General features: G+C 43.4%; 9 protein-coding genes. 3 read left to right on the top strand and 6 right to left on the bottom strand.

The genetic code is table 11. The annotated features are described in order from the left end of the window. Positions 1-74: 74 nt before the first annotated feature. The 3 genes from CHB62_RS00970 to CHB62_RS00960 all read left to right on the top strand — a co-directional run bounded on the left by CHB62_RS00970 (position 75) and on the right by CHB62_RS00960 (position 4,146). A complete protein-coding gene (locus tag CHB62_RS00970; protein WP_089365375.1) occupies positions 75-1,316 on the top strand; it encodes a M16 family metallopeptidase in 1,242 nt (413 codons plus the stop codon). A gap of 111 nt (positions 1,317-1,427) precedes the next feature. After that, positions 1,428-2,699: an NAD(P)/FAD-dependent oxidoreductase gene (locus CHB62_RS00965; RefSeq protein ID WP_089365315.1), complete on the top strand. Its 1,272-nt coding sequence runs from the start codon at positions 1,428-1,430 to the stop codon at positions 2,697-2,699. 292 nt (positions 2,700-2,991) lie between these two features. Beyond that, complete coding sequence (locus CHB62_RS00960; RefSeq protein ID WP_089365314.1) at positions 2,992-4,146, top strand: TlpA disulfide reductase family protein; 1,155 nt, start codon at positions 2,992-2,994, stop codon at positions 4,144-4,146. 245 nt (positions 4,147-4,391) lie between these two features. On the opposite strand, the gene CHB62_RS00955 is transcribed toward CHB62_RS00960, so the two are convergent. The 6 genes from CHB62_RS00955 to CHB62_RS00930 all read right to left on the bottom strand — a co-directional run bounded on the left by CHB62_RS00955 (position 4,392) and on the right by CHB62_RS00930 (position 14,540). Next, complete coding sequence (locus tag CHB62_RS00955) at positions 4,392-5,477, bottom strand: DNA/RNA non-specific endonuclease (protein WP_089365313.1); 1,086 nt, start codon at positions 5,475-5,477, stop codon at positions 4,392-4,394. An 81-nt stretch (positions 5,478-5,558) separates the two neighbouring features. Beyond that, the gene (locus tag CHB62_RS00950; RefSeq protein ID WP_089365312.1) at positions 5,559-7,283 is read right to left on the bottom strand and encodes a hypothetical protein; all 1,725 of its coding nucleotides are present in this window, start codon (positions 7,281-7,283) and stop codon (positions 5,559-5,561) included. A gap of 854 nt (positions 7,284-8,137) precedes the next feature. Beyond that, positions 8,138-8,641 (bottom strand): 2-C-methyl-D-erythritol 2,4-cyclodiphosphate synthase, encoded by a 504-nt coding sequence (ispF, locus tag CHB62_RS00945; RefSeq protein WP_089365311.1) that lies wholly within the window; start codon positions 8,639-8,641, stop codon positions 8,138-8,140. A 189-nt stretch (positions 8,642-8,830) separates the two neighbouring features. Next, positions 8,831-9,997, bottom strand: a complete 1,167-nt coding sequence (gene porV / locus CHB62_RS00940) for a type IX secretion system outer membrane channel protein PorV (protein ID WP_089365310.1) — start codon at positions 9,995-9,997, stop codon at positions 8,831-8,833. Between the two features lie 60 nt (positions 9,998-10,057). Next, the gene (gene porU / locus CHB62_RS00935; protein WP_089365309.1) at positions 10,058-13,648 is read right to left on the bottom strand and encodes a type IX secretion system sortase PorU; all 3,591 of its coding nucleotides are present in this window, start codon (positions 13,646-13,648) and stop codon (positions 10,058-10,060) included. A gap of 274 nt (positions 13,649-13,922) precedes the next feature. Beyond that, entirely contained in the window at positions 13,923-14,540 is a 618-nt protein-coding gene (locus CHB62_RS00930) for a fumarylacetoacetate hydrolase family protein (protein ID WP_009010993.1), read from the bottom strand. Positions 14,541-14,603: the final 63 nt, after the last annotated feature.

The raw sequence follows: 14,603 nt of genomic DNA, 5'->3' as shown, positions 1-14,603 counted from the left end.
AATGAATTAGGTTCTTTTTTCTTTGTCGATTAAAGTCTATTAGTTTTCATTCTTTTTTCTTAATTTTGCACCTTATGACAAGATATCAGACTGCGGTCTTGGATAACGGACTGCGTATCATAGCCCTTCCAACGGCTTCTCCGGTGGTTTATTGCGGTTATCAGCTCAATGTTGGGACTGCTAACGAGCTGCCTGGAGAGGAGGGGATAGCTCATTTCTGTGAGCATGTAACCTTCAAGGGTACTACCCGTCGTACGGCAATAGATGTTATCCAATGCCTCGAAGAAGTGGGGGGCGACCTCAATGCCTTTACGACCAAGACCGATACGGTTTATTATTCAGCTATTCTGAAGGACCATCTTTCTCGTGCGATAGACCTTCTGACAGATATTGTCTTCCATAGTGTTTATCCTCAAAAGGAGATTAATAAAGAGGTAGAGGTTATCTGTGATGAGATAGAGTCGTATAATGATAGTCCAGCTGAGTTGATTTATGACGAGTTTGAAAACCTTATCTTCCGTGGTCATCCATTAGGACATAGTATCCTTGGAACGTCTGAGCGTGTGCGAAGGTTTACTACTGATGATGCAATACGGTTCACTAAGCAGTATTACTTACCGATGAATTCGGTGTTTTTTGCGTATGGTGACGTTGATTTCGAGCATTTACTTCGTCTGTTAGAGAAGGAGAATGGAGCGAAGGTGAAGGTGATAGAGGAGGTAGAAAAGCCTGTAGAATCATCTCTTCCACCATTAAGCGAATATCAGCCACAGGTGGTGGAGATAGACAAACATACCCATCAAGCGCATGTAATGATAGGAAATAGAGCCTATAGCATACATGACAAACGGAGAATGGCACTCTATCTACTGAATAATATATTAGGAGGACCGGGCATGAGTGCTCGTTTGAACCTTGCACTCCGTGAGCGTCGAGGACTCGTTTATACGGTAGAAAGCACAATGGTAAGCTATTCCCAGACGGGTCTGTGGAGTGTTTACTTTGGTTGTGATGCTGATGATAGATCCGAGTGTATGCGCCTTGTTCGTGCAGAACTCGACCGTTTCATGTCGGTTCCATTGTCAGATGAGGAGTTGTCCATAGCTAAACAGCAGTTAAAAGGGCAGATTGGTATTGCTTGTGACAACCGAGAAAACCTTGCTTTAGACTTTGGTAAGGTTTTTCTACACTATGGGTGGAAGAAAGATATCACAGCACTTTATCGTGATATAGACGCTATTACGGCTGAGGATGTACAACAGGTTGCATGCGAATTGTTCCCTGAAGAACGACTAACAAAGTTGGTCTATATATAAGGAATAGATTTCATAAAGGATTAATGAAGCAATTTTGGCATAGTTATTTCTATAGAATTTAGGTAGATAAAAGATATAATAAAGGATAATGAACATAAGGATAGCAAAGTAATGAAAGCAAATATTGAACGCACAGACAAGAAGAGAGTCGTCATTGTTGGTGGTGGATTAGGAGGCTTAGACTTAGCTTTTAAGTTAGTAGACGGCGATTATCAGGTCGTACTGGTTGATAAAAACAATTATCATCAGTTCCCACCATTGATCTATCAAGTGGCATCTGGTGGTCTTGAACCAAGTAGTATCTCTTTTCCTTTCCGCCGTCTTTTCCAAGGACACAAGGACTTCTTCTTCCGAATGGCTGAGGTAGAATCGGTGGATACGGCAAAAAAGACTATTCTAACGACTGTCGGAGAGATTGAATATGACTATCTTGTCATAGCTGCTGGGGCTACTACAAACTTCTTTGGGAACAAGGACATCCAAGCAACTACACTCCCGATGAAATCGGTAAGTGAGGCTATGCGACTCCGTAATACCATACTCCGTAACCTTGAAAAGGCTTTGACTGAAGAAGACCCTACACGAAAACAAGCCTTGATGAATATTGTTGTCGTTGGTGGTGGTGCTTCTGGTGTAGAGATTGCAGGTGCGGTAGCCGAGATGAAGAAGAATATCATAGCTCGTGACTATCCCGACCTTGACTCGTCACAGATGCATATTTATCTTGTGAATGCAAGTGATCGACTTCTTTCTGCTATGGATCCAATGTCGTCAAAACGGGCTGAAGCCGACTTAAAAGAGCTGCATGTACATATTCGTCAACCACAGTTTGCTACAGAGTATAAGGATGGTATTCTTAAGACCAGTGCTGGTCTGGAGATACCTACACAGACTGTTATTTGGGTGAGTGGTATCTGTGCGAATAAGATAGAAGGTTTTCCTGCAGAGAGTATTGGCCATGCTGGACGACTTCTTACCGATCGTTTCTGTCGTGTGAAAGGGCTGAAAGATGTTTATGCGATAGGTGACATCTCTTTGATAGAGGGTGATGAGGAGTATCCTCTTGGTCATCCGCAGTTAGCACAAGTAGCGATGCAACAAGCAAAGACGGTTGCAAAGAACCTCAAAGCAATTGCTAAAGGAGAAGAACCAAAGCCTTTCAAATACAAGAACCTTGGTGTGATGGCAACAATCGGACGTAATCACGCTGTTGCTGAGATAGCTGGAAAGAAATTTGGTGGTTTCCCTGCTTGGGCATTATGGCTCATTGTCCACCTTCGTTCTATCCTTGGTGTAAAGAACAAGACGTTTATCTTGCTGAATTGGATTTGGAATTACATTAATTATAAGCAAAGTCTTCGTCTGATTTTGAAGGCGAAATAAGATGGTTGTTCCATACTTTTAGAAGATAGTATCAATCCTCTTCCCCTATTGGTGACTTGATTCTCTACCAATAGGGGAAGTCTTTTGTTATATGCAAAATAGTCTATTATTGCGTAGATTATAGCTTCTTATTGTCTTGTTAGCCCTTCTCTCCCTTTCAGTCTACTATCTAATTAGCCCAGTCTTAATGTGTCTCTATTTGATAATATTTGACGGTATTTGCTTTGCAGTCTTATCATTTTGCGTTACCTTTGCACGAAACATAAAGTAAAAACGTAATATCTATTAAAGGATGAAGCATAATATCGGAAACATTTTAGCGGCAGGCTTTGCTATTGTTGGACTTGCTGCGCTGGCAAGTTGTGCGGGAGAACAGTTCCATGTGACGGGCTCTATTGCAAATGCCAAGGACTCTTTGCTCTATTTCGAACACAACGGACTCGATGGATTCAGTACTGTTGACTCAGTAAAACTCGATGAAAAGGGGAGTTTCTCCTTCTCTGGTGACAAGGTGGATAACCCGGAGTTCTATCGTCTTCGTATAGCTGGACAGATTATCAACATAGGTATTGACTCTACAGAGACAGTCGATGTCAAGGCTACTTATCCGCAGATGGCTACCGACTACACGGTGAAAGGCTCGTCTGAAAACGAGAAGATAAAGGAGTTAGCATTGAAGCAGATTGACCTACAAGCACGTTGTCAGTCTATTCTTGCAGAGCGTCCTGATATTGCAGACTCCATCATTACTGTGTTAATGAACGACTATAAGCAAGATGTATCACGTAATTATATCTTTAAGGAGCCTATGCGTGCTTATAGTTACTTTGCTCTTTTCCAATATATAGTCATAGGTAATCAGGCTCATCTGATATTCGATCCGTCACGAGATGCAGCTGATAACAAGGTCTTTGGAGCTGTGGCTACAAGCTGGGATACCTATTATCCTGGGTCTAAACGTACGCAAAATCTCCACAATATCACCATTAAAGGCATGAAAGACGAGCGTATTGTTAAAGCGCAGAATAAGCCTGTGGAGATAGAAGCCAAGGAACTTGGTGTTGTCGACCTGCCGTTGCGTGATAATAAAGGTGTCGAACGTCATCTAACTGACTTGAAGGGTAAGGTGGTCTTACTCGACTTCCATGTGTTTGCAGCGAAGGGTTCTACAGAGTATATAATGCACTTGCGCGACCTATATAACAAGTATCATGACCGTGGATTGGAGATTTACATGGTCTCTCTGGATGATAATGCGCACTTCTGGAAAGAGCAGGTTGCTAACCTGCCATGGATTAATGTCTACGATGATACGGGTATTAGTCAGGCTTATACGGCTCCAGCACAGACGGTTCCAATCATCTATCTCATTGATAGAGGTAATAACATTGTGAAGAACCCATCACAGATTAAGAATCTTGATGAGGAGATAGAACGTTTGTTGTAAGCGTCTGTTCTTTACTCATTCTGAGCGTTAAGCGACGAAAAGAATATTCCTTAAAATAGAATAGGTTATTGATATAGAATCTCTATCTCAATAACCTATTTTAGTTTTAGTTTCGTTTGCTGTCATTTTTAACACTTCTCATAACTCGTTGTTGGCTAAGGGTATATGGAAGGTAAGGGTGTGACAGGAGTGACAGCAACTTTTATTTCATGTTTTTATACGTCACACACTAACCTCTAAAGATGTTAGTATCCCCAGTACGTTTGGTCAATGGTTGTCTCTACGGCCTGCTCTATATCGTCACTAAGGTTACAGAAGAAGTCTATACCAGTACGGTTCTGTAACTCCTGTATGGTGATATACTCGCTTTTGCTGTTGTTGTAATGAGGCGACCAGATACCGAGAGCACGATAGGTGTTGGTTTTCTTGTCGTAAGCAAGCAGTGCCATATAGAAGAACTTAGGTACGATACCATTGAAATGAAGTGACTTGTGGGGTTTTTCCTTCTGTGCCATCTCTTCCAAATCGGTTTGATTACAGATATACTCGTCCTTGTCTATAGTGGCAGCCTTCACGATATAGAGCGTATCACATCGTCCAGCCCAATCGCGTACCTTCTTTTCAAGATCTCCCCATACGCCACCATTGTGCCCTTGTATCTGTGGTTGCATGTTCGTTAGGTAGAAGGTTTGCTTGTTCTGAGCGGCAGAATAGAGCCTATCCCCAGATGGACAGAGGTGTCCACGGCTAAAGCCACTCCCTCTGTAATCGTCAGGCGACGTTTGTTCGTTTGCTGGTATCTCTGGGTCTTGTTGGAAGGCATCTTGTCTCTTTACGTTCTTCTTTAAGAGAACATCATACAGTTCATAGCAGGTCCAACGGTTTGCTTTGAGGTTAGCGTCCCATTCGATAGAGTAGTTACGCTGTTCTCCAAGGTTCGCCTCAGTAGTGTAATGCGTCACTTCATACGTCTTGTTGGTTCCTTGATAGAAGCGAGGGAACTCCAATCGCCAACCCTCACGGTTCTTTTGTAGGTCGTCGGCAGTGTTACGATTGGCATTGTTGCCTGTTGGCTCGGGGTTAGGTGTGACGGTTTCAGTGATGGTGTAGTCGATTTGAGAGAAGAGGAAATCCTCTGAAACAGTCTTTCCTTTAGGGTAGACCTTTATCCCCACGCCCTCAATCACACGTGTACTATCTATCGTCTCACCCACGACATAGGTATGCACCTCGCCTAATTTGGTAGTAATCGTGATGGTTTGTTTCTTATTTTGTGCTGTAGCCGTTATGCTAAGGAGCAACAATAGTGAAGTGATAATATTCTGTTTCATCTTTAATCCTCCTTATTTTTAGCGATAATGTTCATAATCATCAGTGTGTTATATGTTTTCTTCATAACGTTGAGTTCCTTCTTATTTGATAATCAGTTTATGTCCATTCACGATGTACACTCCCTTTGGTAGGTTAGTGAGCGTACTACCCACGTATTGTCCATTGAGGTTATACACCTTCATCGCCTTGTTTGTAAGCATATAAGGGTGCGTAATCGCATCTGGTGTGGATGAGAATGAAATCTTAACAGTTGCTGTTGCTGGTACACGATAGTAGGCATGTAAACCTTTCAGAAGGTTGGCCTTGTTGTCAGCACTTACTGGATAGTTGAGACTTTCATCTGTAGAGAGATAACGTTCGGTCTTATCCAAGGCGAGAGTTTTTGGACTATAAACAGCCACGAAACTGTATTGTCCATCGTTTGATGTCACTGTCTCTGGCTTTGTCGTCTTGAGTGTTATTCCTTCAAAGGTCGAGTTCTCTATGTTCCACTTGATGAGGTAGGGCTTACCTGCTTCTATTTGACTTTGCTTATCATCAAATATCAGAGTATTGTCTTTTACCTGCTTGGTGAATATTGCTATCTTCGCACCTGCTAAGTCTTTTGCTTCAATGTCGAAAGGAACGGCAAAAGTGTCCCAATGGTCTGCTGAGAACGTACGCTTAAGGCGGACAGCTGCATCCGTAATATCGCTTTGAGGCAATACAAAAGCCTTCTCTTCGTCGATAACAAAGGTGATAGGGCGATGGCTATTTAGGTAGATTGGGTTGATTTCCTTCCTTCCACTATTAGGAACAACGATTCCTGCAAGGTCAATGATAGCGCCTTGATATGGTGCAGTGTATTTCTCGTTACTACCAAAGCGGTTGTTGATGACAATACCGTCTTGCGTGGTGAGGGCATCATCGACAAGTGTCTGGTCCTTCAAGCATACCCAATCAGCAGTGTTATCAAGATAATTTTTTGCTTTAATTTCCTTTGGTTGGACAGCTTGTTCAGTAACAGGTGCTGCAATGACAAGTAGTGAGGTGTTAGTCACATTAGGAATAGCTTTAAAGCATGGGACACCATTTTCCACGACATACTCACCTGTAATCTGTCCTGCTAAGTGCTGATTGCTAACGAAAGGTACGTTTGGATTGATGCCATAGAAGCATACCGCACCAGTCGTGTCACGTACGTATGCCTCCTGTGTGTTGCCTGTTCCGAATACGTAAAGGACACGTGCCATACTGCCCTCATTGCCATCGGTAAGGGTGAGGGTAGCCTTAGTTCCACTTGCCAAGGTCTTCAGTTCTTTGATACAGTTCACCTTTGCAATAGGTTTCGTTGGTTGTGTCGCTGAATAATTGACTGTTATTGTATTGATATAATTCGTTGCAGATGCTTTAAAAGTCACTGAACTAATCACGGAATCATTGTTTATCCATGACAAACCATTTAGTGCTCCGCTGTTACATGTGCTTTTCAAGTTACCAGTAAAAATAATACTTGTAATCTGTTTCCCTGCTGGTACGCTAAGGGTAAGCTCACTATTTGCATAGAAACGTAACTCTATATTGCCTTTAGAGTTCCATATTCGTGTAGGCGTTGAGGCATTGTTTTTCTTTTGCGTTAAGGTTACATCTTGGAGTGTATAGCCCTTGTCAGACAGATTTGCAGCCTTTCCTTGTTTGGGTTTCTCTATGCCTAAAGCTTTGAGTCCTTCGTCAGTAGTGAAATCGAAGGTAACTGTGTCAGCACAAACTCGTAATGGCAAAGCCAATATAAGTGTTAGTACTAAGATGTGTAAAAAATGTTTCATGCTTTTTTATAAATAGTATGTTGGTTTTTAATTGTTATTACCTACGAGTTAAACGCTAAAGGATAAACTTCAAATGGTTATATTGCAAAGTTAATGTTTTTTATTGGAAAAAGCCGTTAAGAAGGTAGGTTTGTTCCTTGAAAGCTGTTCTCAGCGGAGTAGAAAGACGAGACGAGCTGCTAAGCAAATAGTCTTTACGGGTATTATGGAGCAACATACTACATTTTGGAGGTGTTATTGGGATGGTAAAAAAGTATTACGAATTGTTGTGTCAATAACCCTCAAGAAAGGAGTATGATTCTATCAAGAACTGAGTCTGTAACCTTCATATAATCAGATGATTATAGAAGGCGTTGAAGAAGACGCCTTTCTTGCTTCAAGAAGAGCGTCTTTTTGCCCCTTGAAGGGCATGTTCTTGGATGTAGAAAGGCCTCTTCTTGCACCTTGTGGAGCATGTGTTGGATGTGAAAGAGGCGAAAAAAGTTGACATTAAGAGCGAAGAAAGTGTTTTATCCTTGGCCCTTCCTCGAATGAAGAGGGAGCAATGACTGTTCTACCCTCACACGTCCTCTGTATATATTTGGCGTTCTATTTTCTATTATTTATAGTCCAATAGGGGTAACCTCACATTCTATTCTCCTCTCAGCGAGGGTGGGGCAGGGGGTAGATCTACCTTTTATAGGGTTATCTTGGTGGCTATGTCCCTCCTTGTGGAGGAGTAAAAAGGGAGCGGAACCACCAAACGTAAAAAAGGCTGAAACCCTCTTTTGGATTTCAGCCTTTGTTTTTTTATGATGATGATAAGATAGTACGGATATGTATTCGTAGATTATCTGTTGTCTATGCGGTGATTATTAGCCTTTCACAATAAGGCATACAGCGTAGGCAGCCATGCCCTCTTCGCGACCAACAAAGCCCATGCGCTCGGAAGTGGTGGCCTTGATAGATACGGCATCGACGTCGCAACCGATAATGTCAGCCAAGCACTTGCACATAGCAGGGATATGTGGGTTTATCTTTGGACGCTCGGCACACACCGTAGCATCGATGTTTCCTACACGATAACCCTTTGTTGACAAGAGGTCAATGGTCTTGCGAAGGATAATCTTAGAGTCCATATCGAGCGTATCAGCAGAAGTATCGGGGAAATGATAACCGATGTCGCGCATGTTAGCAGCACCGAGTAAGGCATCACAGATAGCGTGAATGAGTACGTCGGCATCACTGTGTCCGAGAAGACCGAGACTGTGCTTAATCTTAATACCACCTAAATAAAGGTCGCGTCCTTCCACAAGTTTGTGTACGTCATATCCCATTCCGACACGGAAAGATGGGATGGGTTGGGTAGAATTGGTCATATTCTTATATAAGGAGAACCTTCCTGTTACCCTGCAAAGGAGGGAGTGTCTATACAAATAGATAAACAGAAGGTTGGTTGAGAGTTAATGCTAAATAATTAATGAACGAGGTGATATGCAGATAGCCAAGTAATTTCTAATAACCTCCAGTTCGGTTCTCCCCTCCTTCGGAGGGGCTGGGGGAGGTCTCTACCTCCTCTTAAACAAGTCCTTAATACCATCCATATCAAAGGTGAGGGAGAAGCGGAGAGTCTGGTCGAGTGGGTTGTTCTTGGCCGTTGCAATGACATATCCCGCATCTAAAGCAAAGACATTCATCTTAAAGCCGGCGCCCACAGTGAAGTATTTTCGGTTACCTTTGTTCTCACTCTCATGGTGATAACCAGCACGAAGGGAGAACTTGTCATTATAAGTGTACTCTGCGCCTAAGCTCCACTGTATCTCTTGTAACTCTTCAGAAGCACCATTAGGTGCATCGCCAAAGCTCTTGAAGATACCAGAGATAGATGATACGTCATAGTAATCCTTCTGGAGTCGATTGTCATAGTCTACCTGTGTCTCATCAGCCTTACGCTTCGGATAGGTCGGCACCAATAACTTGTTGGCATCAGCAGCAATGGTAAAACGGTTGAACTCATCGATAGGAACCATCAAGGAAGCACCTAAACGGAGGTTGGTTGGGATGAACTCAGAACGGTTGTCACCACCGAAGGTAATCTTAGAGCCGATGTTTGAGATGTTCATACCTAACCCTAATTGGCACTCACGTTCGCCGATATTGATATAGTTCTGGTAGTAGCATGACAGGTCGGCAGCAAAGGCAGAACCAGGAGCGGTGTCGTCAGTATAGTTATAGGTAAGGTCGGAGTATATCCAACGTACCGCAGCACCTAATGAGAAATGCTCGCTTAGCATCAAGGAGTAGGCTACATCCAATGACATCTCGTAGGGGTTGATGGTCATATTAGAGCCATCAGTCATCTGCACCTCACCCAAAGAGAAGTAACGCAATGATGCTGAGACAGCACTATAGTCACCGATACGATAGTAGCCAGCAAGGTAGGCTAAGTCGATATCGCTCACTAACTGGCGGAGCCAAGGTGTATAGTTCAGTGAGACACCCGCACGAGAGATGTTAAAAGGATATTTAGCAGGATTCCAATACTGTGAGTTGACATCGGGGTCAGTGGCTGCACCGACATCACCCATACCAGCCGAACGTGCGTCTGGCGCGATGGTCTGTGAAGTAACTGATGTGTTGACAGGGTTAAAGATATCCTTCTTCTCTTGCGCAAAAGCGGTAGACGAGGCAAGTACCGTCAGTGAGAGGATGGCTATACGAAGCTTATTAATCATTCTGTTTTTATTGTGTTGCTTGTTTTATGTTGCTATATGGATAGAAACGTTCTATCTGTCTTATTTATTGTCTAAGATAATTAGTTTCTTAGCTTTCGATACCTTGGTGGCTCCATTACTGCTGAGACGTACTCGATAGAGGTAGACACCCGTCTTGAGTCTTGCCCCACTCTCAACGGTAAGGTCCCAGTTGGCGGTGATGGCATTGCCCGATGCAACTGCTGTCTCGCTGCGGTGCCATAGCAGTCGACCGCTCATATCGAATACTTCGATGTCTATATCCACATCTGAACCAATGTAGTTATGGGTGACGATGAAGGTTGTCTCTGTTGTAGCTGGGTTCTTTGAGGCATTGACACTATAGATTTCAGGGGCCAATCCCTTGACAACTTTGAACTGAAGGGTGACGGTTGAAGGGTTGTTCTGTATGTCCCATGCACGGAACTGTAGCGTGTGTGGACCCTCAGAGAGCTCTGGTAGGCTGAAACCTGTTGCTCCTGAGGTATAGCTACCGAAGTCGTATCGGAAGTTGTCGTTTAAGATGTAGGTCTGTGTCAACTTACCGTCGATAGTCAGCTGCATGTCATGTCCGATACCATTACCTGAGGCATTGATGCCATCTTTGTCTGTTATCTGTGCATAGAAGTATGGAGTGCTGTTTACCTCACCGCCATTAACGAACGAAGGCGAATTGAGATAAGCATAGATAGACGGTCCGATGGAATCGTTATAAACAACTTCAGAGCCATCAATCGTGAACCCTTCTTCGTGACCTTGGGCCATGAGGGTGTGGTTGTCATTAATGGCAAAGAGATTAATTAGGCCCGTACCTGCTGCGTAGTTGATGTCGCGTGGTACGGCAAAGGTAAAGGTGAACTCTCCGTTCTTGATACTGTCTGTACCATTGTAGAGCACCTTCTGGCGGTCATAATACTGGAAAGCACTTGTGGATGTCTCCTCTTGTTGCTTACAAGTGATGAGCTCTTTTGTGTCACGAACGGTTGCTGTGAGCAGTCCCTTGTAATCGGTCTGTTTGTTTCCGGCCTTTGCTATGTATCCTTTGACGGTCACAACCGAGCCACCCTTGAGTGTAACTGAGCCTGACGCATTGGGGGCTTGTCCGTTAATTGTCTCTACTTTAATCTCTAAGGTTGGGAGGTTAAGGGAGAGGGCAGGGTCGCCTAATAGGGCATACTGTAACTTGTTCGGTGTGAGGTCGCTGTTTGAGTTAATCAACTCACACTTAGCTAAACGCTGCGCCTCGCCCAACGTGGTTGGTCTTCCATCTGTAAAGCTTAGTACATGCTTAAGGAAAGCGGTGTTGATAGCCTTGTTATAGTAGGCATATACCGTGCGGGTAGTACCCCAGAAGGCTACTGAACCACCTTTCTTATTTAACATTGCCGCTTCACCGATGGTCGGGATGGTACCATCGTAAGGCATAATATCACAGCTGGCAGTAATCCAGAGAGGTAGATTAGTGTTAGTGAAATTGGCAAAGTCATTAAGGCGTAGCACTGCTTCATGGGATATCTGGTCTTCTTTTCCATGTCCCGCATAATCCATGATAAGTGCACCCTGTGATTGTTGTTGCTTGATGATAGCACTTACTTCAGGGTAGGTGTTACCGGTGGCAGACGATACACGAGGGTAAGCATCCCACATCACCTTCTTTACTTGATAGTCGGGATAGGTCGACATAATGGTCTCTGCGGTCTCATTGACATCATGCATGTGAAGGTTGTTGTTGCCATCATCGCCCATGAACATGATGACATTCTCCCAACTCCCACCATTCTTATTCTCTGCATAACTGATAGTCTTATCGACTAATATCTTTGCTTCAGAGGGATCAGTAACAGGGAAGCGACCTACTCCGAGGTCTTCTTTGTCACGTCTCAGTAAGTCTCCTCCCTCACCATCATCCATTAACGTAAACCAACCATCATTGACATAGCAGTCGGTCTCGCTGAATGAGTTCTCACTCTCGTATGCCAAGAGATAGTCATCGGGGTTGAGATTGCGGCAGGCGCTGGTGACCATACGATTATCCCATACGCAATCGCCAAAGAGAAGGAGCGACTGTGGGAGATTGGTGGTAGTAGCACGATCGTAAAGCATCTTCATATAACGGCGGTAAGCCATAGCATCAGGAGTCCCACTGGAGAACTCGTTATAGAGTTCGTCTGCTGGAACAATGCGTACGGTGATGTTATCGTGTGTGCGATGGAAGGCTGCTAAGCGTTCTGCTTGTGCTAATAACTTCTGACTTGTAGGGATGATAATCACCATGTTGACGGGTTCGTCAGCATGATGGTCTTGGTTGGTTATATTATAAACATATTCGGGTGTAGGGAAGGAAGCCTTTAACAAGGGAGCTGGTGCAGCCGTAGGGTAAGTCATGATGAGGTAGTCAAGACGTGCAGGACCGCCTGACAGAGTGGTTAATTTGATACTATCAACAGCATGGAGCGTGTTGAGTGTGTAGGTCCTGACTTCTTCGTAACCTTTGTCAAAGGAATCTTGTGGAGATACTCTTATATCGCCCAAATGTTGACCATTTGCTTCTACCTTTACAGTTGAGGTATAGGAACCTGTTGTTATGGCTACTGTGAGCTTTGCATTTGTTGCATGTGCTTTGTTAGATAAGGTGAAAATCTTACTTTCGTTGAGCTTTAATGGTGTCTCTTCAAAGAGGTTGCGCCCTCCATGATACCAACTGAAATTATCTATTTCATGTAGACTATGGTAGTCGTCAGCCGAAGGATAGAAACTATTAAGGAAGGTGGTGCTGTCTGAAATAGTCGTAGGTGCAGTGTTATTATCCTCAGTTAGGAAATAATAGCCATAGTCTGAATAGGGGTTGCGGACTCTCTTCACAGATGTGTTACTTTCCCAACTGATAGGGCCACGAGCGTAGAAAAGGCGTCTACCATTACTATTGTAGGTAGGAACCTCTCTTAAGTCATCATGCGAAATGATGTCATTTGCTGTTAGTACTTCCTTTTGTAAGTGTCCGCCATAACCATAGATTTTCACCTTATCTATATTAGAGAAGCCCGCACGGCGGATGAGGTCGTTGGTCAACTGATAGACACCATTGGCAGGAACACGTATCTTTGCCCATTTACCATTGGCGAGAACGGAATGTTCTGCATAGCGACTTGTAGTAGTGGATGAGGCTCCACTACCAGCACGAGTAGTAAGCCCTTTTGTCGTCCTTTTCTTTGGATGCGATGTAAGAGCTATCATGAAACTGACGAGGAACTGCTTTTTTCCGTTGCGCTGAACGATTGGCATTAGAGAAATCTCCAATACCCCACGCTTGCGTTCGACGGTCATCTGCTGGTGTATTTCTGGTAATGTGGGTGGTATAATACTTGTCAGTGCATTATATCGGGCAATGTCTGTCTGGCTCATATCTATGAACTCTGGGTAACGTATCTCTAAGTCGTAGATAGAATCAGCATATTGCTCACCTATGGGAATAGCATAGTGGAAATGTGGCAATACTGAGTCTATTGTCACATCTTGAACTGTTAGATTGAAAAACCTTTGCTGCTGGGCTGATAGCTTTATACAACTCAACAGGAGAATGAGGCAGAGTATTGCTGAACGTTTCATTATCAGCTTATTGTTTCCTTTCGTCATTTTATCTATGTATTCCTCCTTATGTCTTTTGGTCAGTTATTCCCTTTGTTTGGTTTGCTTATTTGTGCTTGTTTGTTGAACATGTATTACCTTCTATACCTTGTGCTGGTAAAATGAAGAGAGACGCAAGCTACTTGTTAGTTAGCAATGTATTGCTTTCTAAACCGTGTGTAGGTTAAATCAAGAGAGACGCAAGCTACTTGTTAGTTAACAATGTATAGTCTTCTAAACCATGGGTGATAGTCTCTTGATAGTCTATTTTTTCTTGTCTTCTTTACTTGCAATTGAAATCGAGAACCTTTCTCTCTTCTATGTATCCTTCCAGATGGTCATTGATATGTACAGGTCCACAACCTGATGGACAACCTGTGTAGAGAATGTCGCCCGTCTTGAGTGTGAAGTAGCGACTGATGTAACTTATGATTTCATCTACCTTGTATAACATATCACTTGTACATCCTTCCTGAATGGTTTGCCCATTGATATCAAGGTGAAAGCGGAGTCGTTGTATGTCAAGGAACTTCTCCTTTGGTATCCATTCGCCTAAGGCTGCCGAACCATCAAAGCCTTTGCAGAGGTCCCATGGTAGTCCTTGCGCTCTCAGCTTCTGCTGTAATTCACGGGCTGTAAAGTCAATACCAACAGTCACAGCATCGTAGTATCTATGCGCGAAACGCTCTGAGATGGTTTTCCCCAATCGACAGATACGCACCACGAGTTCCGTTTCATATTCAATCGTTCCCAAGTCATCGGGAATGAAGAAAGGCTTTTTATCTTTCAGTAGGGCAGAGTCTGCCTTTGTGAAGATAACTGGTCCTTCCTTTTTAGATAACGTTTCGTTTTGCGATTTATTATATTCGGCATAATTCATGCCGACTGCAAAGATTTTCATTATTGATGTTTTTGGGGATTATTGGCCTTATTAGCCTAATTGGCCTTATTAGGCCTATTAGCC

The organism is Prevotella jejuni (genome assembly GCF_900187995.1).
Taxonomy (GTDB): Bacteria; Bacteroidota; Bacteroidia; order Bacteroidales; family Bacteroidaceae; genus Prevotella; species Prevotella jejuni.
The sequence above is the reverse complement of the archived record's forward strand: the minus strand, read 5'-3'. Positions and strand labels throughout refer to the sequence as shown.

What these genes read in the sequence shown, in the direction of transcription:
- CHB62_RS00970 (WP_089365375.1), top strand. Translation starts at nt 75, where the DNA reads ATGACAAGATATCAGACTGCGGTCTTGGATAACGGACTGCGTATCATA.
- CHB62_RS00965 (WP_089365315.1), top strand. Translation starts at nt 1,428, where the DNA reads ATGAAAGCAAATATTGAACGCACAGACAAGAAGAGAGTCGTCATTGTT.
- CHB62_RS00960 (WP_089365314.1), top strand. Translation starts at nt 2,992, where the DNA reads ATGAAGCATAATATCGGAAACATTTTAGCGGCAGGCTTTGCTATTGTT.
- CHB62_RS00955 (WP_089365313.1), bottom strand. Translation starts at nt 5,477, where the DNA reads ATGAAACAGAATATTATCACTTCACTATTGTTGCTCCTTAGCATAACG.
- CHB62_RS00950 (WP_089365312.1), bottom strand. Translation starts at nt 7,283, where the DNA reads ATGAAACATTTTTTACACATCTTAGTACTAACACTTATATTGGCTTTG.
- ispF (WP_089365311.1), bottom strand. Translation starts at nt 8,641, where the DNA reads ATGACCAATTCTACCCAACCCATCCCATCTTTCCGTGTCGGAATGGGA.
- porV (WP_089365310.1), bottom strand. Translation starts at nt 9,997, where the DNA reads ATGATTAATAAGCTTCGTATAGCCATCCTCTCACTGACGGTACTTGCC.
- porU (WP_089365309.1), bottom strand. Translation starts at nt 13,648, where the DNA reads ATGACGAAAGGAAACAATAAGCTGATAATGAAACGTTCAGCAATACTC.
- CHB62_RS00930 (WP_009010993.1), bottom strand. Translation starts at nt 14,540, where the DNA reads ATGAAAATCTTTGCAGTCGGCATGAATTATGCCGAATATAATAAATCG.